The following is a 22399-nucleotide window of genomic DNA, read 5'->3' as shown; positions in this document are numbered from 1 at the left end:
GGTCGCGGCGGGTTTCCTTTCATGCCTCATCTCCGGATATGCCCCGGATGTCCGCGCAGCCTGGATTGCTCGCGGCCGGTTCCGGCATACCGACGAAAAACACGAGAAATGGAGGCGGGTCATGACAGCCGTGACGCAAGCGCCCACAGCCAAGGCCGCCGCGCCGGGAAGGCTTCGCCGCTGGGGCAGCGCCCTTTCGCGCGAGCTGACCACCGTGGTCATCACCATGTTCGGCCTGCTGCTGGTCACCTTCTTCATCGCCCGCGTCATTCCGATCGATCCCGTGCTCGCCGTCGTCGGCGACAACGCCCGGCCCGAGACCTATGAAGCGGCGCGCATCGAGCTCGGCCTCGACAAGCCGCTTTGGCAGCAATTCGCCATCTATATCGGCAAGGTCTTCACCGGGAATCTCGGCACCTCTGTGCTGACCTCGAACCCGGTCGTCGAGGATATCAAGCGCGTCTTCCCGGCGACGCTGGAACTCGCGACGCTCGGCACGCTGATCGGCGTCCTCATCGGCGTCCCGCTCGGCATCCTCGCCGCCGTCAACCAAGGGCGCTGGCAGGACCAGGTTGCCCGCGTCGTCGGCCTCGTCGGCTATTCCGTCCCGGTCTTCTGGATCGGCCTGATGGCGCTGCTGCTGTTCTACGCCAAGCTTGGCTGGGTCGCTGGTCCCGGTCGCATCTCGGTCGTCTGGCAGGACATCGTCACCACCCGCACCGGCGTCATCATGATCGACGCCGCGCTCGAGGGCGAATGGGAGGCGTTCTGGGACGCCTTCTCACATCTGATCCTGCCGGCTCTGGTGCTCGGCCTGCTTTCGGTCGCCTATATCAGCCGCATGACGCGCAGCTTCATGATCACCGAGCTGCAGCAGCAATATGTCATCGCCGCCCGCGTGAAGGGCGTTTCCGAGACTGCGGTGATCTGGCGCCACGCCCTGCGCAACGCTGCCGTGCCGCTCTTCACCGTGATCGCGCTCTCCTACATGCATCTGCTGGAGGGCTCGGTGCTGACCGAGACGATCTTCGCCTGGCCGGGCCTCGGCCGCTATCTGACCAATGCGCTGCTCAACGCCGACATGAACGCGGTTCTCGGCGGCACGCTGGTGGTCGGCGTGGTCTTCATCGCGGTCAATCTGCTGACCGACATCATCGGCCGCCTGGCCGATCCGCGCGTGCGCTGAGGAGGCGGACATGAGCGATACCTCCTCCACTGGCCTGCATGCCTGGCTGATCAGCGACTCGCCTGAGTCGCGCCGCCAGGCGCGCCTCGGCCAGCTCTACCGGCAATGGCGCGCCTTCAGGCGCAACCCGATGGCGGTGGCGGGGCTCGTCATCATCGTCCTGCTGCTGCTGATCGCTGCCTTCGCGCCCCTGATCGCGCCCTTCGATCCGATCGCGCAGACGCTCGACAAGCGCCTGCTGCCGCCGTCTGCGACCAACTGGTTCGGCACCGATGCGCTTGGGCGCGACATCTTCAGCCGCATCGTCTACGGCACGCGCATCACGCTGGTGATCGTGCTGCTGGTCGTCGTCACCGTCGGCCCCTTCGGCCTGCTGATCGGCGCGATCTCCGGCTATTACGGCGGCTGGGTCGACCGTCTGCTGATGCGCATTACCGACGTCTTCCTCGCCTTCCCGCGGCTCGTGCTGGCGCTGGCCTTCGTCGCGGCGCTCGGCCCCGGCATCGTCAACGCCATCATCGCCATCGCGATCACGACCTGGCCGCCCTATGCTCGCGTCGCCCGCGCCGAGACCATGGTGATCCGCAACCAGGACTACATCGCCGCGATGCGCCTGCAGGGTGCGTCGCAGGGGCGCATCATCTGGAAGCATGTCGTGCCGATGTGCATGTCCTCGCTGATCGTGCGCACCACCTTCGACATGGCCGGCATTATCCTGACGGCCGCCGGCCTCGGCTTCCTCGGCCTCGGCGCGCAGCCGCCGATGCCCGAATGGGGCGCGATGATCTCAGCCGGCCGCGAGCAGATCTTCGACCAGTGGTGGGTCGCGACCTTCCCCGGCGTCGCCATCTGCATCGTCGCGCTCGGCTTCAACCTGCTCGGCGACGGGCTCCGCGACGTCATGGATGCGAGGTAAGCTGATGACGAGCGAGCAGCCTCTTCTCGAAGTCGACAATCTCAAGGTCGATTTCCACACGCCGACCGGCATCGTCCGGGCCGTGCGCGGCCTGTCCTTCACGCTCGGCCGCGAGCGGCTCGGCATCGTCGGCGAGTCCGGTTCCGGCAAGTCGATGACCGGCCGCGCCATCCTCGACCTGATCCCGCATCCCGGCGTCGTCAGCGCCGACCGCATGCGCTTCCGCGGACAGGACCTGACGACCATGGACAAGGGCGCAAGGCGCAAGCTGCGCGGCCGCCACATCTCCATGGTGATGCAGGACCCGAAATTCTCGCTGAACCCGGTCGAGACCGTCGGCAGCCAGATCGCCGAGGCTTATCGCATCCATCGCAAGGCCGGCTCCCGCGAGGCGCGCGAGCGCAGCCTCGCCATGCTGGAGCAAGTGCAGATCCGCGAGCCCGCGCGCGTCTACGATCTCTACCCGCACGAGGTCTCGGGCGGCATGGGCCAGCGCGTCATGATCGCGATGATGCTGATCGCGGAGCCGGAAGTCCTGATCGCCGACGAGCCGACCTCGGCGCTCGACGTCACCGTGCAGCTCCAGATCCTCAAGATCCTCGACGATCTCGTCACCGAGCGCGGCATGGGGCTGATCTTCATCAGCCACGACCTGCATCTGGTGCAGTCCTTCTGCGACCGCGTCATCGTGATGTATGGCGGCAAGGTCATGGAGACGCTGCCGGCGGCGGAACTCGCCGACACGGCCGCGCGCAGCCGCCGCCATCCCTATACGCTCGGCCTGCTCGAATGCCTGCCGGACCTCGACCATCCCCGGGCGAAGCTCGCCACCCTCAACCGTGATCCGGCGTGGCTGGCATGACGAACGCAGCGATCTCCGTCGACAAGCTCAACGTCTCCTTCGGCGACTCCCATGTCGTGAAGGACCTCTCCTTCGAAGTCCGCAAGGGCGAGAGCTATGGCCTCGTCGGCGAGTCCGGCTCGGGCAAGTCGACCGTTCTGCGCGTGCTTTCCGGTCTCAACCGCGAATGGAGCGGCAATGTCGCGATCGAGGGCGTTGTGCAGCCCAAGGTTCGCGACAAGGCCTTCTATCGCAACGTCCAGATGGTCTTCCAGGACCCCTATGGCTCGCTGCATCCCAAGAAGACGGTCGACGATACGCTGGCCGAACCGCTCGCGATCCATGGCCTCGACAATGCCGAGGCTCGCATCGGCAAAGCGCTCTCCGATGTCGGCCTGCCCGCCTCCTTCCGCTTCCGCTATCCGCACCAGCTCTCGGGCGGCCAGCGCCAGCGCGTCGCGATCGCGCGAGCGCTCGTGCTCGAACCCTCGATCCTGCTGCTGGACGAGCCGACCTCGGCACTCGACGTCTCGATCCAGGCGGAGGTGCTGAACCTGCTCGCGGCGCTGCGGCAGGAACGCAAGCTGACCTATATCCTCGTCAGCCACGATCTCTCGGTCGTTGGCCACATGTGCGAGCGCCTGCTGGTCATGCAGTTCGGCCGCGCCGTCGAGGAAATGACGGTCGAGATGCTGGCCGCGCGCCAGCCGCAGACGGCCTATGCCCAGCAATTGCTGACCGCGAGCGCAGGCTTCCGGCGCGCGGGCTGAACGACGAGGGGATCGGCCCTGCGCCGTCCCCTCTTTGCAGCGCGGCAAATCCGTCTCACTCTGGTCGCAGCCTTGCGCTAGCTGCTTCGTGTCCGGTTCGGATTGCGACCGGCCTGCAAGGCCTTGCGCCGGTCCAGCGAACCGGCACCGCCTGACGGAGTTACAGGACTTATGGACGCAACCGTGGACAACGCGCTTCGGCCCGAGAGCATTCCCGAGCGGACACCGGTCCCGCCCTTCGATCTTGTGATCTTCGGGGCGGGCGGCGATCTCGCCCTGCGCAAGCTCTTCCCGGCGCTGGCCCAGCGCAACCGCGAGGGCGTCCTGCCCGAAGAGAGCCGCATCCTCGCCGTCGTCCGCAAGGAAGAGGATGTCGAGGGCCTGCCGAAGCAGATCGCCAGGCGCCTCGATGAAGAGGGCATCCCGAAGGATCAGGTCGAGCCCTTCCTGCGCCGCCTGACCATGGTGATGCTCGATGCGCTGAAACCGGAAACCTACAAGGCTTTGAAGAAGGCGTTGGGCGACAGCGAGCGCGTCCGCTCCTTCTATCTCTCGACCCCGCCCGACCTGTTCATCCCGATCTGCGAGAACTTGGCCAAGGCCGACATCCTGACGCCGACCTCGCGCGTCATCCTGGAGAAGCCGCTTGGCCGCGACCTCGCCTCGGCGCGGGCGATCAACGATGCCGTCGCGCGCATCCTGCCGGAAAGCCGGACCTACCGGATCGACCATTATCTCGGCAAGGAGACGGTGCAGAACCTGCTCGTCCTGCGCTTCGCCAACACGCTGTTCGAGCGCTCCTGGTCGAGCCGCGACATCGACCATGTCCAGATCACCGTGGCCGAGACGGTCGGCCTGGAGCAGCGCGCCGGCTATTACGACAAGTCCGGGCATATGCGCGACATGGTCCAGAACCATCTCATGCAGTTGCTCACCCTCTTCGCCATCGAGCCGCCGAACATGCTGGAGGCCAGCGCCGTCCGCGACGAGAAGATCAAGGTCTTGAAGGCGCTGCGTCCGATCGTCGGACCGGACGTCCAGCGTTTCACCGTGCGGGGCCAGTACGGCGCCGGCCAGATCGACGGCCAGCGCGTCAAGGGCTATGCCGACGAACTCGGCCACGCCTCCAACACCGAGACCTTCGTCGCGATCCGTTGCGAGGTCGACAACTGGCGCTGGGCCGGCGTGCCGATCTATCTGCGTACGGGCAAGCGCATGGCGCAGCGCTACTCCGAGATCGCCGTCACCTTCAAGCCGGTACCGCATTCGATCTTCGGCAATGGCAGCGGTGACAGGCTCGACGCCAACCGCCTCTTCATCCGCCTGCAGCCGAATGACGGCGTGCAGCTCCAGTTGATGATGAAGGTGCCCGGTTCCGGCCGGCTCAAGATCGTGCCGCGCCAGCTCGACCTGCGCTATTCCACGGCCTTCGACGAGCGCACGCCGGACGCCTATGAGCGCCTGCTGACCGACGTGATCCGCGGCGACCAGACGTTGTTCATGCATCGCGACGAGGTTGAGCAGGCCTGGTCCTGGGTCGATCCGATCATCGCCGGCTGGCAGGATTACTACCCGCATCCGCATCGCTACGCCGCCGGCTCCTGGGGCCCGTCGCAGGCGATCGGCCTGATCGAGCGCGACGGCCGCTCCTGGGCCGATCCGGATCTGGTCTGATGGCCGGCCCGCTCGCCTGGCACCGCTTCGCCACTCTGGCCGACGCCTCCGAGGCGCTGGCGGAGGCGGTTGCGATCCGGCTGAAGGATTTGCTTGCCGGGCAGGGCAGGGCGCTTCTCGCCGTGCCCGGCGGCACGACCCCGGCCGGCTTCCTCGCCACGCTGGGCCGGCATAACTTGCCCTGGGAACAGGTCACGCTGCTGCCGACCGACGAGCGCTTCGTCGCCGCCGATGATGCCGCTTCGAACGAGCGCATGATCCGGGCGCAATTCGCTCCGCTCGCGGAAGGGAGAGCCTCGTTCCTGTCCTTCCACGAGCACGGCAGCGACATCGAGGCCGCTGCTGCCGTGCTGTGCGCCAAACTTGCCGAACTGCCCCAGATCGACCTGCTCGTCAGCGGCATGGGCGCCGACGGGCATATCGCCTCGCTCTTTCCCGGCGCGGAGGCTGCCTTCAATGCGGTGCCGGACAGCGGCATCGTCGTCGCCCGCCCGCCGGGATTGCCGCCGCGGCTCTCGCTCTCGCCCGCTCGCCTGCTCGGGGCCGGCTGGGCGAGCCTGCTCGTCTCCGGCACTGCCAAGGAAGCTGTACTCAAGGCAGCCTCGGAGCGCGAGCATCGGCCATTGCCAGTCGATCTCCTGCTCGGCAGCGCGCGAGGGCTCGACGTCTACTGGGCTAAGGAGTAGAGCCCGGTTGCCAGTTCAAATCGATTGAAAGACGAGACCATGGACGAGACTGCCGCGATTGCCCGGTTGAAGAATTGCGGCGTGATCCCCGTCGTGGTGATCGAGGACGCCTCGCGCGCCGTCGATCTCGCCCATGCGCTGGTCGCCGGCGGCATCGATGTCGTCGAGGTCACGCTGCGCCGTCCGGCCGCGATGGAAGCCCTCGCGGCCATCGCGAAATCGGTTCCGAAGGCGCTGGCGGTTGCTGGCACGGTCGTCACCCCGGCCCAAGCCCAGCAAGTCAAGGATGCCGGCGCGCAGGCCGTGGTCAGCCCGGGCTTCAGCGAGAGTGTCGACGAAGCCTTGCGCAAGGCGGGTCTGCCTTGGCTGCCGGGCGTCGCTACAGCGTCCGACTGCATGCGCGCCGTTGCCGCTGGCCGCACGACAGCGAAGTTCTTCCCGGCCGAGCAGGCCGGCGGCCCGCCGGCCCTGAAGGCGCTCTCCGGCCCGTTCCCGCAGATGACCTTCTGCCCGACCGGCGGTGTCGGCCTGAAGAACCTTGCCGACTATCTCGCCCTGCCGCAGGTCATCTGCGTCGGCGGCTCCTGGCTGGTCCCGGCCGATGCGATCGCCGCCGGCGATTGGAAGCGGATCGAGACGCTGGCGCGCGAGGCGAAGGAAGCATTTCAGAAGGCGCGGGGATAACCGCTCGCGCGTGTCATCTCGCGTCTGTGCCGCAGCGTTTCACGCTGCCGCGCGTGCGGGATGACACTCTATGACAGCTTCTCGCGCACCATCTCCGCGATCGCCAGCGAACTGGTCAGCCCAGGGCTCTCTATGCCCAGAAGATTGACCAGTTCCGCCACGCCATGCATCTCCGGTCCGTCGACGCGGAAGTCCGGCATCGGCTGGCTCGGCCCGTGCAGCTTCGGCCGGATACCGGCGTAGTCCGCGACGAGCGCGCCGTTCGGTAGTGCCGGCCAATAGGTCCGGATGGCCGCATAGAACTTCTCGGCGCGGGCCGGATCGACCACCAGGTCCTGGTCGCTCCCGACCCATTCGACATCGGGGCCGAACTTGACCCGCCCGCCCATGTCGATGGTGGCGTGGATGCCGAGCCCTGCTGCTTCTGGCACCGGATAGACCAGATGGCTGAACGGCTGCTTGCCGGTCAGCGCGAAATAGTTGCCCTTGGCATAGTGCTGCACCGGCACGTGTTCAGACGGAAAGCCGTCGAGCAGGCCGAGCAGCTTCGGTGCGCCATGGCCGGCCGAATTGACCACCGTCCGCACCGTGTAGGTCGCAGGCTCCGCACCGCCGAAATCGACGCTGAAGCCTTCAGTCTCGCGCCGCCAGCCGGTGATCGGCGTGTTCAGCGCGAGCGATCCGCCGGCCGCCTCGCACTCGCCGAGCAGAGACAGCATTAGCGCATGACTGTCGACCACGCCGGTCTCTGGCGAGATGAGCGCGATCTCGCAGCGCACCTCAGGCTCCATCGCCTTTGCCTCGGCGCCTGAAAGCCAGCGCAGCGTGTCGACGCCCGAAGCCTGTGCGCGAGCCATGATCGTCTCCAGCGCCGGCTTCTGGGCTTCGGAGGTGGCGACGATCAGCTTGCCGCAGGCCTTGTGCGGCAGGCCGCGTTCTTGCAGGTAGCGATAGAGTTTGCTGCGGCCCGCGACGCAGACGCGGGCCTTCAGCGAGCCGGGCGGATAGTAGATCCCGGCATGGATGACCTCGGAATTGCGTGCCGAGGTCTGGGTGCCGATGCCCTCGGCAGCCTCGGCGATGACGACCTCGCGTCCGGCCAGCGCCAGTTCGCGGGCAACCGCGAGACCGACGACGCCGGCCCCGATCACCAGACAATCGATGTCGCTCATCGCCTGAGCCGTCAGCCGCGCTGCGGCATGGCGATCTCGATCAGGCTCGCCCAGTAGTTCACGCCGACCGGGATCGCCGCATCGTTGAACTCGTAGGCCGGGTTGTGCAGGCCCGCCGAGTCGCCGTTGCCGATATTGATGAAGGCGCCGGGGCGCTCCTCCAGCATGTAGGAGAAATCCTCCGAGCCCATGGTCGGCGGCACCTCGGTATTGATCGCGTCCGAGCCGAAGGCCTCCTTCGTCACGCTGGTGGCGAAATCGGTCTGGCCGGCATGGTTGAAGGTCACGGGATAGCCGAGATGGTATTCCAGCTCGTACTTCATGCCGAAGGCCTTCATCACGCCTTCGACGATCTCGGTGATGCGCTTTTGCGCGAGCGCGCGCATCTCCGGCGTCAGCGTGCGGACCGAACCCTTGATCTCGGCGGTCTGGGGGATGACGTTGAACGCCTCGCCGGCATTCAGCGCCGTCACCGAGACCACGATGGAATCGAGCGGATCGGCATTGCGCGAGGACACCGTCTGCAGCGCGGTGACGAGCGCGCAGGAGGCGACGATCGGGTCGTTGACGCGGTGCGGCGCCGCCGCGTGCCCGCCGAGGCCCTCGATCTTGATGTGGATGCGGTCGGCCGCGGCCATCGCAGGACCCTTGCGGATCTCGAACTTGCCGACGGGCACGCCCGGCTTGTTGTGCATGCCGTAGACTTCCTGGATGCCGAAGCGGGTGATCAGCCCGTCGTCGATCATCGCCTTGGCGCCGGCGCCGCCTTCCTCGGCCGGCTGGAAGATCAGCACGGCGGTGCCGTCGAAATCGCGGGTCTCGGTCAGATACTTGGCGGCGCCGAGCAGCATGGCGGTGTGGCCGTCATGGCCGCAGGCATGCATCTTGCCGGGCACGGTCGAGCGGTGCGGGAGATTGGTCTCTTCATGGATCGGCAGCGCGTCCATGTCGGCGCGCATGGCGATGACGCGGCCGGAATTCTGGCCCTTGCCCTTGATGATGCCGACCACGCCGGTCTGGCCGACGCCGGTGGCGACCTCATCGACGCCCCACTCCTTGAGCTTGTCGGCGACGAGGCCAGCGGTCCGGTGAACGTCGTACATCAGTTCGGGGTGGCGGTGGATGTCGCGGCGGATCGCGGTGATTTCCGGGGTCAGCGCCGCGATGATGTCGGTCTTGGGCATCGTATCCTCTGAGATCGTATGGGGCGACCGCGCAGAAAGCGGGTGCCGTCGCGCAGGCTAGCCCAGCCGCGCCCCGCCTGTCCAAGCCGGTGGCGCGCAGGGGATGGGCCTTCGCGGAATGGCGGGTGCCATTCACCGGGTCATCCCGTGCGCGCTGCGGCATGCAATGCCGCTGCGCAGACACGGGACCGTTCTCCGGAAAGGAACATTCTCGTCATGCGGTCTCGTGTCTGCGGAGCACCGCTGCGCGCTGCACCGCGCACGGGATGACAGCGCTTCGTCGGCGGCTTCGCTTGCGCATTCCCGTGATCGCCAATCGCTGGGTCATCGTCGCGTGACCAAGAGCCAGGAGCGATCCGGATGACAGGCGTGAAATAATCTGGAAAGGTCTCAGCCATGATTTGGCCTTGCTTCACGATTAGCGGAGGCGGCATCCGCTCGGGCCATCGAGATTATCTGGCCTGATCCTTTCCAATCCCCCCTTAAATGTTTGGTAGATGATGCGTCGCTTGTCGTTGCTTGCGTTACTGTGCGGCTTCTTGCCTGCTGCCGCCCTGGCTGATGTTACGCCCGAGAAAATCTCCTTTCAGCCGCAGGTCAAAGGCCTCGGCTGCCTCAAGCCCGAGACGAAGGCGATGATCGCCGATCTCGTCGCGAAGATCGGCCCGATCCAGATCACCTCGACCTGCGGCGGCCGTCATGCCCGCCACTCCCAGCACTACAGCGGCCGGGCGATCGATTTTCGGCCGATGGCGACGTCGTCGCGCAAGGCTGCCGCTGCGGCGCGCGCGATCGAGAACGTCGGCGGTGTCGGGACCTACTCGAACGGCCTGGTCCATGCCGATGTCGGCGCGCGCGAGATTTCCTGGCACGGCCACAAGCGCAGCCGCTACGCTTCCGCCGGCAAGCGCCGCCACTACACGCGGGTGGCGCGCAACAGCCGCTGATCGGGGTGTCTTAAATCCCGAAACCCGAGCGCCAGCTCTCGATATCCGCGAGGGCGACGTTCGAGCCGCAGAGCACGAGACAGATGCGCTCGCCCGGCCGGAAGCTGTCCTTCCGCTCCAGCGCCGCGGCGATCACGCAGGCGGCCGCCGGCTCCAGCAGGACGCGTTCGTTCTCCAGGGCCCAGACCAACTCGCGGACTGCGGCGGCATCCGGCACGACGATGATGTCCTCCAGCAATTGCCGGGCGGCCGCCATCGTGCGCCTGGTCGCGAAAGGCGCGCCGAGCGTGCGGGCGATCGAGGTCGGGCGGATCGAGACCGGTTCGCCGGCCGCGAGCGCCTGCGTCATCGTCGTGGCGCCTTCGGTCTCGACGCCGTGCAGGCGTACGGCCGGATCGAGGCCTTTCAGGGCAGCGCCGACGCCGGCCGAAAAACCCCCGCCGCCGACCGAGACGAAGACATGGTCGAGCCGCCCGCCGGCATCGGCAGCCAGTTCGAGGCCGAGCGTGCCATGGCCGGCGATGATCGCCGGATCGTCATAGGAGTGGACATGGGTCATGCCCTGCGCGGCGTAAGTCTCGGCCTTGGCGAAGGCGGCGATGGAATCCTCGCAGAGCTCGACCTGCCCGCCGGCTTCCTCCGTCAGGCGGATGTTGAGCGCCGGCGTCGCTTTCGGCATCAGCACGAGCGCCCGCGTGCCGACCGCGCGCGCGACGAGGGAGACGGCGATCGCATGATTGCCGCCGGACACGGTGACGACGCCGCGCCGGAGCTCCGTCTCGCTCAGGCCTGACAGCTTGTTGAAGCAGCCCCGCACTTTGAAGGAGCCACCGAGCTGCAGGTTTTCCAGCTTGATCCAGGTCTCGACTCCCAGGCGCTCCGACAATCCGACGCTGTGATAGGTCGGCGTGCGCCGGACCTTGCCGGCGATGCGGGCGGCCGCGGCCTGGACGTCGGCGAGGGTGACGTCGAACGGGGTGACGTCGAAGGTCATGGCGCTCTTGTCCTCTGCCGCAGCGATTCCGATCAGGCGGCACGAGAGCGCGGCAGATGCCGGCCCGTCAAGCGCCGGTCGTCCGGGCCGCTATGGGCGCGGCGGTTGGGAGGCTTTGGGTCGCGTATGGTTGGGGGCGCGTGTCGGCAGCGGCACGGCGGGACGGTCGGTCCGGTACTGCCCCCGCGCGATGGCGCCGAAAAGGAGCATGACGGCCGTCAGGGTCATCAGCCACCAGGGCAGCAGCGGCGCGAAGCCGAAAACGCTGAGCGCAAAGGCGGTTGTGAAAGCGGCGACACCGCCGGCGGCGAGCGCTCCGGTCATGCGCCCGGCGGCACGGATCGCGAAATAGAGGCAGGCCGCCGCAGCAGCAGCACCGACCAGGCCGAGCTCATACCAGGTCTCGAACAGCAGCGTCGCCGGAGCGGGCTGGGGCAGGGTGCCGCTCATCTGGCGGCGCAGGACGGTATCGAGACCGTGCCCGGTGATCACTTCGATCGGCGATTGCCGGATCACATCGGCCCAGATCGACAGCATCTGTGCGAAGTCGTCGGCGCTGTCCGGCAGGATCGAGACGAGCGGCGCCAGCAGGAAGGGCAGGATCGGCGCGAGCAGCATCAAGCCGGCGACGATCGTGGCGATGATCTGCGTCGCGCGCTCGCGGCTGGCGGTGACCGCGCCGAAGGCGACCGCACCGAAGATCATCGCCAGCGTCTCGCCGTCCTCGAACCGCGTCAGCGCCAGCAGCGCCACGACGAGCGCGAGCCCGAGTGCGCTCAAGCCTCGCTCGCGCGAGAGCAGCCAGGCCAGCGCCGGCCAGGCCATGATCAGGATGATCGAGACGCCACGCTCGACGGCGCCCGGCGGCGTCTCGGCATGGCGCAGCGCCGCGACCGCGATCAGGCCGAGCGCGAAGATGCCGGCGCTGCCGGTGCCGAGTGCGACGAGATTGAGGTTCGACGAGCGCATCCGCTCAGGCAGGGCGGAGAGGCCGACGAAGCCGAGAAGGGCCGCGAGCATGAGATTGCCGGCCTTCTCGGCGGCTGCGCCCGGGAACGGACTCCAGACCAGTGACAGGAAGGCCCAGGCAATCAGGCCGATCAGGATCACGCCGGGGCGGCTCAGTAGCAAGGCCCGAAGGGTCGCCACGAATTTGCGGGGATCCTCGATCAGGCTCGCTATGATCAGCAGCGCGACACCGATCGGCACCAGCACGACGGCGGCCCGGCGCGACACCAGCGCGGCCAGCGGCAGGACGAGGGCCAGCGTGCCGAAGCCGATGCGCCGCAGCAGCAGCGCGGCGTCGGTAGCCGGGTCGAGCGGGGCTTGAGCGTTCTTTCGGATCATGCGTTCCGGCGGTCGTCACGGGGCCTCAGCCTGCCACCCTAGCGGGCGCGGGCGCGCCCGACTGTAGGTGCGGCGCAACACTGTCGCGGCATCTCTCCGACGGGATCGCAGGGGCGCGGCGCTGCCGCCACTGGCGGAGCGGTAGCGTTCATGAGAGAAACCGGCATGACCATGCTGGCAGCCATCCCCTTTGCGAGCGGCTTCGCGATCGATGCCTTCATGCACGGCCTCGTCGACAGGCTGAAACGGCAGGGCCTGCGCCTCGGCGGCGTGGTCCAGCACAACGACGCGACCTGTGACGATCGCTGCATGGCGATGTCGCTGGAGGACGTTGCGAGCGGCCGGCGCTTTCCGATCAGCCAGGATCTCGGCGCCGGCGCTTCGGGCTGCCATCTCGACGCGGCCGGGCTTGCGGCCGCAGCCGCAGCCTTTTCCGATGCGCTGGCCGGGCGCGCCGATCTCGTGATCGTCAACCGCTTCGGCAAGCAGGAGGCCCTGGGCGAGGGGCTGCGCCAGGAGATCGCCGGCGCGCTGCTCGCGGGCCTGCCGTTGCTGATCGCCGTGCGCAGCGATTTCCTGCCGGCCTGGCGCGACTTCGCCGGCGACGACTGGCAGGAATTGCCCGTTGACGAAGAGGTCGTGGAGCGCTGGGTGCAGGCCGCCACGGCCGTCGCGGCCGTCGCGGCCTGATCGAGCGGCATGGCGGAGACGCCCACGATCGGCCTGATCCTCGCGGGCGGCCTCGCCCGGCGGATGGGCGGCGGCGACAAGGCCCTGAAGCCGCTCGCCGGCCGGCCGATCCTCGCCCATGTCATCGAGCGTCTGCGCGGCCAATGCGACGACCTCTTGCTCAACGCCAATGGGGATCCCGCACGCCTGGCCGAATTCGGCCTGCCGATCGTCGCCGATACCGTGCCGGATTTCGCCGGTCCCCTCGCCGGCGTTCTGGCCGGTCTCGATTGGGTCGCCGAGCATCGGCCGCAAACCGGGTGGCTGCTCAGCGTAGCAGCCGATACGCCCTTCATCCCCGGCGATCTTGCCTCGCGCCTTCACCAGGTACGCACTACCGCTGGCACACCGCTTGCCTGCGCCGCCTCGGGTGGCCAGCAGCATCATGCCATCGGCCTCTGGCCTGTCGCGTTGCGGGAGAACCTGCGCCAGGCATTGGCCGCGGGGGAACGCAGGCTCGGCCGCTGGACGCAAGGCCATGGCGTCGCCGTCGCCGAGTGGTCAGCCGAGTCCGTCGATCCCTTCTTCAACGTCAATACGCCCGAGGATCTTGCCGAGGCCGAGCGTCTGGCGGCTGGCACGGGCTGACCGGCTTACCTCTCCAGCAGCGCCTTCAGCGCCGCGAGATCACGGCTGACCATGGCCGCATCCCGGGCCATCTCGTCGTCGGACATGCCGTCGCGCTGGAACAGCGTGAAAACCACTTCCGCCCCGTCGCCATTGGCGACGACGCGCATCGGATTGTGCATGGCCGGGCCGTGCTCGGGAATCACGGCGTGGTCGAGCACGCCGTGATTGTTCGGCTCGCTGAACAGGATGCGCATTGGCCCCATCGGCGTCTCGGCGCGCCAGGTCATGCCCTCGACTTGCACGAAGCTGTGGCCGAGCCCTTCGGCCCAGCGCGGGAAATTCACGGGGTCGGCGAGGAAGGCATAGACCTCCTCCACCGGTCGGTCGATGCCGATTCCGATATGGCGGGCGCGATGGACGGCCATGGTTTTCGTCCTTCTGAATACAGAACAAAAGAAGAACATATTTCCAGGTTTGTCAAGCTGCCGGCATCGTGTGCTCGACCTTATTCGATGACGATCCGCGGCGCCGCCCGCGCCGCGCCGCCCAGGCTGGCCTGCACCTGTCGCGCCAGCGCGACATAGGCCTTGGCATGGGCGCTCGACGGATCGCTCGCGACGATCGGTCGGCCGCCATCCGAGGTCTCGCGGATCGGCATGGCCAGCGGGATTTCGCCGAGGAAGGGGATGGAAAGCCGCTCGGCTTCGTGCCGGGCGCCGCCATGGGCGAAGATGTCGGAGCGGTGCCCACAGGCCGGACAGGTGAAATAGCTCATGTTCTCGACCAGGCCGAGAATCGGCACCGCGACCTTCCTGAACATCGCGACGCCGCGGCGCGCGTCGAGCAAGGCGAGGTCCTGCGGCGTCGAGACGATGACGGCACCGGCAAGCGGCACCTGCTGGGCCATGGTGAGCTGGGCGTCGCCGGTGCCGGGCGGCATGTCGACGACGAGCACGTCGAGCTCGCCCCAGGCGACCTCGCGCAGCATCTGGGTGATCGCCGAGATCACCATCGGCCCGCGCCAGATCATCGGCGTCTCCTCGTCGACGAGGAAGCCGATCGACATCACCTTGAGGCCATAGGCCTCCATCGGCGCCAGCGTCCGGCCCGAGACGATCTGCGGCTTGCCCTTGATGCCGAAGATTTTCGGCATGGACGGTCCGTAGATGTCGGAATCGAGCACGCCGACCTTGAGGCCCAGCGTCGAAAGCGCCACGGCGAGATTGGCCGCGGTCGTCGATTTGCCGACGCCGCCCTTGCCGCTGGCCACCGCGATGATCTGCTTCACGCCCGGCACGCCGGCGGGCTTCGGTGCGCCGCCCGGCCCAGGGCGCTGCGCCTGCTGGCGCGCCTGCATGCCGGCCGAGGGCCCGGCCTTGTCGGCGGTCAGCCCGACCAGAACCTGCGTCACGCCCGGCAGGCCGCCGACCGCGCTCTCTGCCGCCTTGCGCACCGGCTCCATCGCCGCCGCTTCGGTCGCGTCGATGCCGATCGCGAAGATCACCTTGCCGCCATCGACGAGGATATCGCCGATCCGGCCGGAGGCGGCGAGCGATTGCCCGCTCGCCGGCAGCTTCACCAGTTCGAGCGCCCGCAGGACATCGGCTTGGGAAAGGCTCACGTGGTTGAACTCCGTTCGCTCGCGGCCTCACGCCGCCTTGCGGATATGGAAGACGAGGGCGCCATCCGCATCCCCCAGTCGCTCAATGGTGTCGCCGGTCTCGCGGGCGAGATTGGGCAGATCGATCGCCGCCATCGGGTCGGTGCATTCCACGACGAGCAGGCTGCCGGCACGCGCCGCTATCAGCGCCTTGCGGACGCGCAGTACCGGGAGCGGACATTTCAGGCCGCGCAGGTCGAGCGGAATGATATCGAGGGTCGCGCCCGCCGGGGCCATCGTCGTCATGCTGCTTCATAGGACGGCTGTTCGGGGCGCGGCAACCGCCGCCTTGACGCAGGTCACTTGACCCCTTCCGCCACGCCGACGATGAAGAGGCGAGCGATCGGGAGGAAGCGGGCGGCGATGTGTCCAGGCGGCCGAAGCAGGCGGGGACCGTGATGGTGCGACTGGGCGGCGGCAGATCCGATTCCGGGCTCCTCACGCTGGACGAAGCGGCGGCCGACGCCGTGTCGCGCGTCCATCCGGTTGCCGGCACGCTGGTACTGCCTCTCGCCGAAGCCGATGGCCATGTACTGGCGCAAGCGGTGGTTGCGCCGCGCGACTTGCCCCCCTTCGCGAATTCGGCGGTCGATGGCTATGCCGTCCGCTTCGCCGATCTCACGACTGGCGCGGCGACCAGTCTGCCGATCCTCGGCCGGACGATGGCAGGCGAAGCTGCTGCGGTGCTGGAGCATGGCGCCTGGCGTATCTTCACCGGCGCGCCGGTTCCCGAGGGTGCCGATACCATCGTGATGCAGGAGGACGCTGTCGCGAGCGACGGCGCGGTCGTCCTGCCGACAGGCGTCAGATGCGGTGCCAATCTGCGATCGGCGGGCGAGGATGTCGCGCGCGGGCAGGCGATTCTGCCGGCGGGGCGGTGCCTGCGCCCGCAGGATCTGGGCCTGCTCGCAGCGTTGGGGCTGGCCGATGTCACCGTGCGCCGGCGCCCGCGCGTCGCCCTGTTCTCGACCGGTGACGAGCTGACCGAGCCGGGCCAGGCGCTCGCTCCGGCCGCGATCTACGACGCCAACCGGGCGATGCTGCGCGCCCTGTTGGCGCGGGCTGGCGCCGAAACCGTCGATCTCGGCATCCTGCGCGACGAAGCCGGGGGGCTGGAGCAACGGCTGCGCGAGGCGGCGGCCGAGTGCGATCTTGTGCTTACCTCCGGCGGCGTCTCGGTCGGCGAGGCCGATCATGTCAGGGATGCGGTCATCGCTAGCGGCACGCTCGATCTCTGGCGCGTGGCGATCAAGCCGGGCAAGCCGATCGCGATCGGCAGCGTTGCCGGTACTCCCTTTGTCGGATTGCCCGGCAATCCGGTCGCGGTCTTCGTCGGGTTCGCCTTCGTCGCCCGTCCGCTGCTCGCGCGACTGGCTGGGGAAGCCTACACGCCGCTGATTGCCCAACCAATGCGGCTGGGCTTCGCGCATGCCAAGAGGCCTGGCCGGCGCGAATTCCTGCGCGTATCGCTGGAGCAGGATGCCGATGGCATCACCGTCGCGCGCAAGCACCCCGGCGAAGGAGCGGGCTCGCTTGCCTCGCTCGCGCAATCGGACGGGCTCATCGCGCTGGCGGAAGATGTCGCTAAGGTCGAGGTGGGAGAGAGCGCTCCGTTCTACCCTTATTCCGCGCTCTATTAGTCGCGCCGGAAGATCACGCTCGCGCCCCAGCCGAGGAACAGTGCCAGAAGCACGGTGACGAGGCCGTAGAGCAGGGCCCAATCATAGGCGCCCAGCGCCAGGCGCTGCTCGATGCCGGTCTTGATCACCTCGAAATTGGTCTGCTGCCGCGCCAGGGGCACACCGCCCGAATAGAGCACGATGTCCACGGTGTAGGAGCCGGTCGGCGCCGTCGCGGGGATGTCGACCGGGGCGCTGAACAGCGCGTTCGACAGGAAGGTGACGCCGCGCTCCTCGTAGCCGTAGAGGTCCTTGCCCTGCATGATCCGGACGAGGCTTTCGCGGAAGCGCCGCGCGCCGGGATCGAGATCGACCCAGCTGCCGGAGGGCCGCTCGGCATTGACGAGGCCGATGCGGTCGCGCTGCGCCGTCTCGTTGGACATCATCTCCGCGATCGGGCGGTTGCTGGCGACATGCAGGAAGACCGGGTTGTCGGGAAAGCGCCGCTGCGTCCGGTTGATCCAGATCGGGCCGAGCCGTTCCTTCTCGCGCACCAGCAGCATGCGCCGGGGACCGCGCACCGTGACGATGATGTCGTAGGGGTCGCCGCGCGAGACCGTCCTGCCGTCGCGTTCGACGAGGCCGAACACCGTGAGCTGGCTCCCGGTATAGTTCGATGTGATCTGGATCTGGTGGCTCGACATCGCCGCGATCAGCGTTTCGGCGCGGGCTGTGCCGACCGTGAAACCGATCGAGAGGGCGGCGAGGATTGCGGCGAGCCACCTCATCGCCCGCTCTCCGGAACGACGACCGAGAAGGGCTCGCTCGGCGGGATGAACAGCTCGATGGCGAAGCGCAGGCCGACGGAGAGGATCAGCAGCGCCAGCAGCAGGCGGAAGGATTCGACATTGAGGCTGCGCGCCGCACGGCCGCCGAACTGCGCGCCGATCACCCCGCCGAGCAGCAGCAGCACGGCCAGCACGATGTCGACCGACTGGTTGGTGACGGCGTGCAGCACGGTGGCGCCGGTCATCGTCACCAGGATCTGGAACAGCGAGGTGCCGACCACCACCGCCGGCGGAATGCGGAAGAAATAGATCAGGCCGGGCACCAGGATGAAGCCACCGCCGACGCCGAGCACGGCGCCGATGAAGCCGATGATGACCGCGAGCAGCGCGATGGGAATGACGCTGCAATAAAGGCCGGACCGGTAGAAGCGCTGGCGGAAGGGCAGGCCCATCCACCACGGATGCATGCCGCCGCGCCGCTTCAGGCGCGCCGGCTTGCCGGCCCGGACGCGCAGCATCGCCCGCAGCGCATCGTAGAGCATCAGCCCGCCGATGATCGAGAACAGCGTGACATAGGACAGCGTGATCACGAGCTCGAGCTGTCCGAGCCGCTTCATCGTGTTGAAGAACAGCACGCCGAGCACCGTGCCGAGGATACCGCCGCTGACCAGCACGCCGCCGAGCTTGAGGTCGAGCGCCTTGCGCCGGAGATAGGTCAGCACGCCGGTCATCGAGGAGCCCGCGACCTGTGCCGCGACCGTGGCGACGGCAACCGCCGGCGGGATGTCGAGGAAGATCAGCAGGGGAGTCAGCAGGAAGCCGCCGCCGACGCCGAACAGGCCGGAGATGAAGCCCACCGCGCCACTCAGGCCGAGAACCATCAGCACGCTGATCGGCAGCTCGGCGATCGGCAGGTAGATCTGCACGCTTACCCCTCGCAAGGCGGGCGCATGGACGTTTGCATGCGCCTGATGGGCCCCAGACTAGGCGGTCCGGGTTAAGGCAAATTTCCAAAAGGAAAAGGCGGGCCGCTTCCGGCCCGCCCTAGGAAACGATTGTTCTTCGTGCCGCGTCAACACGTCGAAAGCATGACGTCGCGCAACGCGGCTCAGGTCCGGGACGGCTTGCCGGGCTTCGGCGCCGCCGCGGTCGGCTGGGGGTCCCAGCCCTTTGCGGGGACGGCGACCTCGTTCGCGGCGGCGTCGAGCGTCTTCGGCTTCCAGCTCGCGGCGACCGCTTTGGCCGAGGTGAGGTCTTCCGCCTTCAGGCGCTGGGCCACCTCGTCGCGCTTGCGGCCGGCATCCTCGTCACCCTGGCCGGCAGCGACCGAGAACCAGACGAAGGACTGGGCGAGATCGGTCGGCGCGCCGAGGCCGCGGCCGAGCAGCACCGCGAGATTGTACTGGCTGTCGCGGACGCCGAGTTCGGCGGCGCGGCGGAACCACTCCGTCGCCATGGCGTAATCCGGCTTGCCGGCGGCGCCTTCGGCATGGAGCACGGCGAGGTTGTGCATCGCCTTGGCGTTGCCGCGTTCGGCGGCGCGCTGGTACCAGATCCGAGCAAGCGACAGGTCGCGCTGCGTGCCGATGCCCTTCTCGAACATGTTGCCGACGCGGAACTGGGCCGGGGCGAGGCCGGCGACAGCGGCGCGCTCGAACAGGCGCAACGCCAGCTTCGGGTCGCGCTGGTTGGCCGGGCCGTCGGCGGCCTTGCTCGCCAGTTCGTAGACCGCGCGTGCATCGCCGTCCTGGGCTGCCTTGCGCAAGCCTGCGCTGCCGAACCCGGCCGGCAGGTCGCCGATGCCAGTCACGGCTTGAACCTGTTCGGCCGGAGCGGCGGTGGCTGCGGGTGCGGCTTCCGCGACGACCGGGGTTGCGGGCGCGGCCGCCGCGGTGGCGGACTGCTCGGGCGCGGCCTGGTTCGCAGCCGGTTGGGCAGGAGCGTCCTGCGGGGTGGCGGGCAGCGCCGAAGACTGGTCCTTGGCGGGGGCCTGCGCCGGCGCGGCCGGCGCTTCCGGCTGGGCGGCGGGCGGCACGATCAGGCTGCGCGCTCCGCTGTTGGCGGTCTTGGCGCTGTCGCCACGCAGGGAATTCGTGACGAGATGGGCGGTGCCCATGGCGAGGATCAGCGCGGCGAGGCCGAGCAGCAGCGGGCGCTTGCGCTTCTCCAGGATGTCCTTGAGGCGGCCCGGGCTCTTCGTCGTCGGCTCCGCTGCGGGCGAGGGCGTGGATGCTGCCGCCTCGCTGGCGGCCTTGGCGGAGCGCCGCGCGGCGGCGATCAGGCTCTGGCGGACCGATTGCGGGTCCAGGCCTGCGCCGATCGCGGTCTCGGGGCGCGGGCGCCCGGAGCCGGGTTCCAGCGGAATGTCGAAAGCGGTGCTCGCCGGCAGGGTCGGCTCGCTGCGGCCGGGTTCGCCGGCCGGCATGGCAAAGCGGTCCTGCGCTGCGGCGCCGACCGAGAGGTTCGTGCTGTCACGGGCCGGCACGGAGTTGGTCCGGATGACGCCATCCCCGGCGCGCATCGCTGCGGCCAGTCCGTTCGCCGGCGGATGCCGCTCGCCTTGCAGCTCGGCTTCGAGGCTCGCGAGCCGCGACATGATCAACTCGAGCGAGCCATGAACGGCGCCGATTGCGTCGCGCGTCTGGCTGTCGGACGAGACGTGGTTGTCGCGCAGGCCCGTCACCAGGCTCGACAGTTCGGCGATGCCCTTGCCGGAGGCGGCCGTGCTGGCGGCCTGGACGAGGGCGGCGCGTTCGGCCGCCGTTTCCTCGCGCATCGAACGCAGGTGCACGACGAGGTCCTGCAGCGTGCGCTCCATGCCGTTTTCGGCCGAGCGGGTTGCGGACGCCTCGTCGAGGCGGCTGGCGATGCCGGAAATCTGCCGTTCGAGGGCATCGAAGGATTCGGCGTTCGCGCCGGGCGCGCCGGCTTCGTCGATCTTCTCGGCGAGATGGCGCAGCATCTGCTCGATCGGATTGAGATCGACCGCAGCCGCACCCTCTCCGACCATCCGCGTCAACTGGTTCGAGGCCGCAAGGCTTTCGATCCGGCTCGAGAGGGCCTCGATCTCGCGCGTGACGTTGGACGGTCCCTGCTCGACCAGGACGTCGATCCGCTGTTGCAGCGAGTCGATGCGGCTGGCGAGGTAATCGCTCTGCCGCGAAGCGCTGTTCTCGTCCAGCTTCTGGGTGGCGACCGCGTCGAACTTGCGCGACAGGGCGTCGACCTGGCTCGCAAGCGAGGTCAGCAGGCCTGCGCCGGGAAACTCGCCGCGCTGGGACAGCACTGCGCTGCGCACGTCGTCGATCGCGCTCGCCAGGCTGCGCAGCTCGCCCATGTCGGGGCGGACATCGCGCAACCGGCCGATCTCGAAGCCGAGCGTCGCGACCTGCTGGGAAAGATCGTCCAGCTTGTGGTCCTGCCCGCCGGCGCCGAGGAGATCCCTGAGCTCCGCGATGTCGCGCCTGACGGGATCGAGATTGGCGACCTGGCCGCCACGGGCGGCGAGCGCATCGACCTTGGCGGCGAGATGCGCGATCTCCAGCTGGAAGCGCTGGTAGCTCTCGCCGGCCCGGTCCTGCGACAGTCGCGAGACTTCCGCCTCGATCCGGGTCAGCGGCTTGAGCAGGGGCTCGAACTGGTCGCGCCGGTCGAACCGGTCGAGGCGCTCGGCCAGCAGGCCGATCTTGGCTTCGATGGCGCCGGTGTCGACGCGGACCGGAGCGGCCGGGCGTTGCGCCTGGGCCGGGCGGCGGCCCTCGTAGGAGAGCCGCGAGCCGAGCTCGCGCAGGTCCTCGCGCAGGGCCGAAATGCGCTCGGGCGCGACCGCGGCCGGCCGGGCCGCCTCGTCGGTATCGAGGACGCGCTGGCGGGTGCGGATGTCGGTGACGGCGGCGGCAAGGCCTTCGCGGCTGAAGGCGAGGCGGGGCGCCTGCTCGGCGCGGCTCTGCTGGGTCTCGACGCTGCGGCGTTCGATTTCGGCGATACGCTCGCCCATCGTCTTGATCGCGTCGGCAATGACGTTGGTGGCGCGTTCCTGGCGCTCGGCCGAGCCGCGCTCGCTCGACGACAGGCGATCCTCGGTCTTCTCGATCCAGCGGGTGATCGAATCCAGCGCGCCGGCGGTCCGGGCATTGGCTTCGCGGGTCATGCTCTCGAGGGCGGCCGCCTGGCCGACGAGGCTGTCGATCGCCTCGCGCGACGGGTTCGGGGCCATCTGGCGTGGCGTGGTGTCGGTCCGGGCCTGCGAAAGGCGGGCGAGCCGCTCCGACAGGGCGGCGATATCGAGCTGCTCCGGAGCGGCTGGGGCCGAGCCCTCGTCGCTCTCGTCGCGGATCTTGTGGTCGAGCCATTCGCCCAGCGTCATTCCCAGACGGCGGGCCGCCGCCTTTGCCGCATCGCGCGTCCGGGGATCGACGCCCTTCACGCTCCAGGGCAAGCTGTTGGCCATGATCTCGCTCGCCTCAGGGGACCTTGTCTGCGACAGGCGAGGCCCCCTGGTGCCGTCGCCTCCCGCGCGAACCTTGGCAGGTCGTGAAGATATCGTTGACGAAGCCACGACGCCGATGCGCGCTCCCGACATTTGGCGGGCATGGTAAACAACGGGTTAATAACCGCCGTGCCGATCGTTAA

Annotated in this window: 21 protein-coding genes; 11 read left to right on the top strand and 10 right to left on the bottom strand. The window is 68.4% G+C overall.

The annotated features are described in order from the left end of the window. The first annotated feature begins 121 nt into the window (after window positions 1–121). The 7 genes from ASE61_RS04615 to eda all read left to right on the top strand — a co-directional run bounded on the left by ASE61_RS04615 (window position 122) and on the right by eda (window position 6757). A complete protein-coding gene (locus tag ASE61_RS04615) occupies window positions 122–1186 on the top strand; it encodes an ABC transporter permease (RefSeq protein WP_061965026.1) in 1065 nt (354 codons plus the stop codon). Window positions 1187–1196: 10 nt separating this feature from the next. Beyond that, window positions 1197–2102, top strand: coding sequence for a nickel transporter permease (gene nikC, locus ASE61_RS04610; RefSeq protein WP_061965024.1), 906 nt, complete (start codon window positions 1197–1199; stop codon window positions 2100–2102). A gap of 4 nt (window positions 2103–2106) precedes the next feature. After that, complete coding sequence (locus ASE61_RS04605) at window positions 2107–2964, top strand: ABC transporter ATP-binding protein (RefSeq protein WP_061965022.1); 858 nt, start codon at window positions 2107–2109, stop codon at window positions 2962–2964. Continuing rightward, window positions 2961–3713, top strand: a complete 753-nt coding sequence (locus ASE61_RS04600; protein ID WP_061965020.1) for an ABC transporter ATP-binding protein — start codon at window positions 2961–2963, stop codon at window positions 3711–3713. The genes ASE61_RS04605 and ASE61_RS04600 overlap by 4 nt, the downstream gene beginning before the upstream one ends. A gap of 171 nt (window positions 3714–3884) precedes the next feature. After that, on the top strand, window positions 3885–5387 hold the full coding sequence (gene zwf / locus ASE61_RS04595) for a glucose-6-phosphate dehydrogenase (protein WP_061965018.1): 1503 nt from the start codon (window positions 3885–3887) through the stop codon (window positions 5385–5387). After that, entirely contained in the window at window positions 5387–6073 is a 687-nt protein-coding gene (pgl, locus tag ASE61_RS04590; protein ID WP_061965016.1) for a 6-phosphogluconolactonase, read from the top strand. The genes zwf and pgl overlap by 1 nt, the downstream gene beginning before the upstream one ends. Before the next feature lie 39 nt (window positions 6074–6112). Continuing rightward, entirely contained in the window at window positions 6113–6757 is a 645-nt protein-coding gene (eda, locus tag ASE61_RS04585) for a bifunctional 4-hydroxy-2-oxoglutarate aldolase/2-dehydro-3-deoxy-phosphogluconate aldolase (protein ID WP_061965014.1), read from the top strand. 68 nt (window positions 6758–6825) lie between these two features. On the opposite strand, the gene ASE61_RS04580 is transcribed toward eda, so the two are convergent. Next, the gene (locus ASE61_RS04580) at window positions 6826–7929 is read right to left on the bottom strand and encodes an NAD(P)/FAD-dependent oxidoreductase (RefSeq protein WP_061965012.1); all 1104 of its coding nucleotides are present in this window, start codon (window positions 7927–7929) and stop codon (window positions 6826–6828) included. Window positions 7930–7940: 11 nt separating this feature from the next. Further along, on the bottom strand, window positions 7941–9113 hold the full coding sequence (locus ASE61_RS04575) for a M20 aminoacylase family protein (protein ID WP_061965010.1): 1173 nt from the start codon (window positions 9111–9113) through the stop codon (window positions 7941–7943). A 539-nt stretch (window positions 9114–9652) separates the two neighbouring features. Between ASE61_RS04575 and ASE61_RS04570 the strand changes: the two genes are divergently transcribed. Continuing rightward, window positions 9653–10060 (top strand): DUF882 domain-containing protein, encoded by a 408-nt coding sequence (locus ASE61_RS04570; RefSeq protein ID WP_162260064.1) that lies wholly within the window; start codon window positions 9653–9655, stop codon window positions 10058–10060. A gap of 10 nt (window positions 10061–10070) precedes the next feature. Here the strand turns inward: ASE61_RS04570 and ASE61_RS04565 are convergent, their stop codons facing one another. Further along, window positions 10071–11054 (bottom strand): threonine/serine dehydratase, encoded by a 984-nt coding sequence (locus tag ASE61_RS04565; RefSeq protein WP_061965006.1) that lies wholly within the window; start codon window positions 11052–11054, stop codon window positions 10071–10073. Window positions 11055–11144: 90 nt separating this feature from the next. Beyond that, a complete protein-coding gene (locus ASE61_RS04560; protein ID WP_061965004.1) occupies window positions 11145–12401 on the bottom strand; it encodes a hypothetical protein in 1257 nt (418 codons plus the stop codon). 165 nt (window positions 12402–12566) lie between these two features. On the opposite strand from ASE61_RS04560, the gene ASE61_RS04555 reads away from it, so the two are divergent. After that, a complete protein-coding gene (locus tag ASE61_RS04555; protein WP_162260063.1) occupies window positions 12567–13091 on the top strand; it encodes a DUF2478 domain-containing protein in 525 nt (174 codons plus the stop codon). 9 nt (window positions 13092–13100) lie between these two features. Beyond that, a complete protein-coding gene (gene mobA, locus ASE61_RS04550) occupies window positions 13101–13718 on the top strand; it encodes a molybdenum cofactor guanylyltransferase MobA (protein ID WP_061965000.1) in 618 nt (205 codons plus the stop codon). Window positions 13719–13723: 5 nt separating this feature from the next. On the opposite strand, the gene ASE61_RS04545 is transcribed toward mobA, so the two are convergent. The 3 genes from ASE61_RS04545 to ASE61_RS04535 all read right to left on the bottom strand — a co-directional run bounded on the left by ASE61_RS04545 (window position 13724) and on the right by ASE61_RS04535 (window position 15606). After that, window positions 13724–14125, bottom strand: a complete 402-nt coding sequence (locus ASE61_RS04545; RefSeq protein WP_061964999.1) for a hypothetical protein — start codon at window positions 14123–14125, stop codon at window positions 13724–13726. A gap of 80 nt (window positions 14126–14205) precedes the next feature. Then, window positions 14206–15321 (bottom strand): Mrp/NBP35 family ATP-binding protein, encoded by a 1116-nt coding sequence (locus ASE61_RS04540; RefSeq protein WP_061964997.1) that lies wholly within the window; start codon window positions 15319–15321, stop codon window positions 14206–14208. Between the two features lie 27 nt (window positions 15322–15348). After that, window positions 15349–15606 carry a sulfurtransferase TusA family protein gene (locus tag ASE61_RS04535; RefSeq protein ID WP_320409853.1) on the bottom strand — a complete coding sequence of 86 codons (258 nt, stop codon included), beginning with the start codon at window positions 15604–15606 and terminating at the stop codon, window positions 15349–15351. A 152-nt stretch (window positions 15607–15758) separates the two neighbouring features. On the opposite strand from ASE61_RS04535, the gene glp reads away from it, so the two are divergent. Then, complete coding sequence (gene glp, locus ASE61_RS04530; RefSeq protein ID WP_061964995.1) at window positions 15759–17000, top strand: gephyrin-like molybdotransferase Glp; 1242 nt, start codon at window positions 15759–15761, stop codon at window positions 16998–17000. On the opposite strand, the gene ASE61_RS04525 is transcribed toward glp, so the two are convergent. From ASE61_RS04525 to ASE61_RS04515, 3 genes are all read right to left on the bottom strand, one after another. Further along, window positions 16997–17767 (bottom strand): TIGR02186 family protein, encoded by a 771-nt coding sequence (locus tag ASE61_RS04525; protein ID WP_061964993.1) that lies wholly within the window; start codon window positions 17765–17767, stop codon window positions 16997–16999. The two genes, glp and ASE61_RS04525, sit on opposite strands and share 4 nt — an antisense overlap. Continuing rightward, on the bottom strand, window positions 17764–18693 hold the full coding sequence (locus tag ASE61_RS04520) for a sulfite exporter TauE/SafE family protein (protein ID WP_061964991.1): 930 nt from the start codon (window positions 18691–18693) through the stop codon (window positions 17764–17766). The genes ASE61_RS04525 and ASE61_RS04520 overlap by 4 nt, the downstream gene beginning before the upstream one ends. Window positions 18694–18875: 182 nt before the next feature. Next, complete coding sequence (locus ASE61_RS04515) at window positions 18876–22217, bottom strand: SEL1-like repeat protein (RefSeq protein ID WP_061964989.1); 3342 nt, start codon at window positions 22215–22217, stop codon at window positions 18876–18878. Between the last annotated feature and the right edge of the window lie 182 nt (window positions 22218–22399).

Origin of the sequence: Allobosea sp. Root670, from assembly GCF_001429415.1 — a bacterium.
In the GTDB taxonomy this organism is placed as follows: domain Bacteria; phylum Pseudomonadota; class Alphaproteobacteria; order Rhizobiales; family Beijerinckiaceae; genus Allobosea; species Allobosea robiniae.
The sequence above is the reverse complement of the archived record's forward strand: the minus strand, read 5'-3'. Positions and strand labels throughout refer to the sequence as shown.

Excerpts from the sequence above, each read along its gene's own strand:
- ASE61_RS04615 (WP_061965026.1), top strand. The coding sequence starts at position 122 with ATGACAGCCGTGACGCAAGCGCCCACAGCCAAGGCCGCCGCGCCGGGA.
- nikC (WP_061965024.1), top strand. The coding sequence starts at position 1,197 with ATGAGCGATACCTCCTCCACTGGCCTGCATGCCTGGCTGATCAGCGAC.
- ASE61_RS04605 (WP_061965022.1), top strand. The coding sequence starts at position 2,107 with ATGACGAGCGAGCAGCCTCTTCTCGAAGTCGACAATCTCAAGGTCGAT.
- ASE61_RS04600 (WP_061965020.1), top strand. The coding sequence starts at position 2,961 with ATGACGAACGCAGCGATCTCCGTCGACAAGCTCAACGTCTCCTTCGGC.
- zwf (WP_061965018.1), top strand. The coding sequence starts at position 3,885 with ATGGACGCAACCGTGGACAACGCGCTTCGGCCCGAGAGCATTCCCGAG.
- pgl (WP_061965016.1), top strand. The coding sequence starts at position 5,387 with ATGGCCGGCCCGCTCGCCTGGCACCGCTTCGCCACTCTGGCCGACGCC.
- eda (WP_061965014.1), top strand. The coding sequence starts at position 6,113 with ATGGACGAGACTGCCGCGATTGCCCGGTTGAAGAATTGCGGCGTGATC.
- ASE61_RS04580 (WP_061965012.1), bottom strand. The coding sequence starts at position 7,929 with ATGAGCGACATCGATTGTCTGGTGATCGGGGCCGGCGTCGTCGGTCTC.
- ASE61_RS04575 (WP_061965010.1), bottom strand. The coding sequence starts at position 9,113 with ATGCCCAAGACCGACATCATCGCGGCGCTGACCCCGGAAATCACCGCG.
- ASE61_RS04565 (WP_061965006.1), bottom strand. The coding sequence starts at position 11,054 with ATGACCTTCGACGTCACCCCGTTCGACGTCACCCTCGCCGACGTCCAG.
- ASE61_RS04560 (WP_061965004.1), bottom strand. The coding sequence starts at position 12,401 with ATGATCCGAAAGAACGCTCAAGCCCCGCTCGACCCGGCTACCGACGCC.
- ASE61_RS04555 (WP_162260063.1), top strand. The coding sequence starts at position 12,567 with ATGACCATGCTGGCAGCCATCCCCTTTGCGAGCGGCTTCGCGATCGAT.
- mobA (WP_061965000.1), top strand. The coding sequence starts at position 13,101 with ATGGCGGAGACGCCCACGATCGGCCTGATCCTCGCGGGCGGCCTCGCC.
- ASE61_RS04545 (WP_061964999.1), bottom strand. The coding sequence starts at position 14,125 with ATGGCCGTCCATCGCGCCCGCCATATCGGAATCGGCATCGACCGACCG.
- ASE61_RS04535 (WP_320409853.1), bottom strand. The coding sequence starts at position 15,606 with ATGACGACGATGGCCCCGGCGGGCGCGACCCTCGATATCATTCCGCTC.
- glp (WP_061964995.1), top strand. The coding sequence starts at position 15,759 with ATGGTGCGACTGGGCGGCGGCAGATCCGATTCCGGGCTCCTCACGCTG.
- ASE61_RS04525 (WP_061964993.1), bottom strand. The coding sequence starts at position 17,767 with ATGAGGTGGCTCGCCGCAATCCTCGCCGCCCTCTCGATCGGTTTCACG.
- ASE61_RS04515 (WP_061964989.1), bottom strand. The coding sequence starts at position 22,217 with ATGGCCAACAGCTTGCCCTGGAGCGTGAAGGGCGTCGATCCCCGGACG.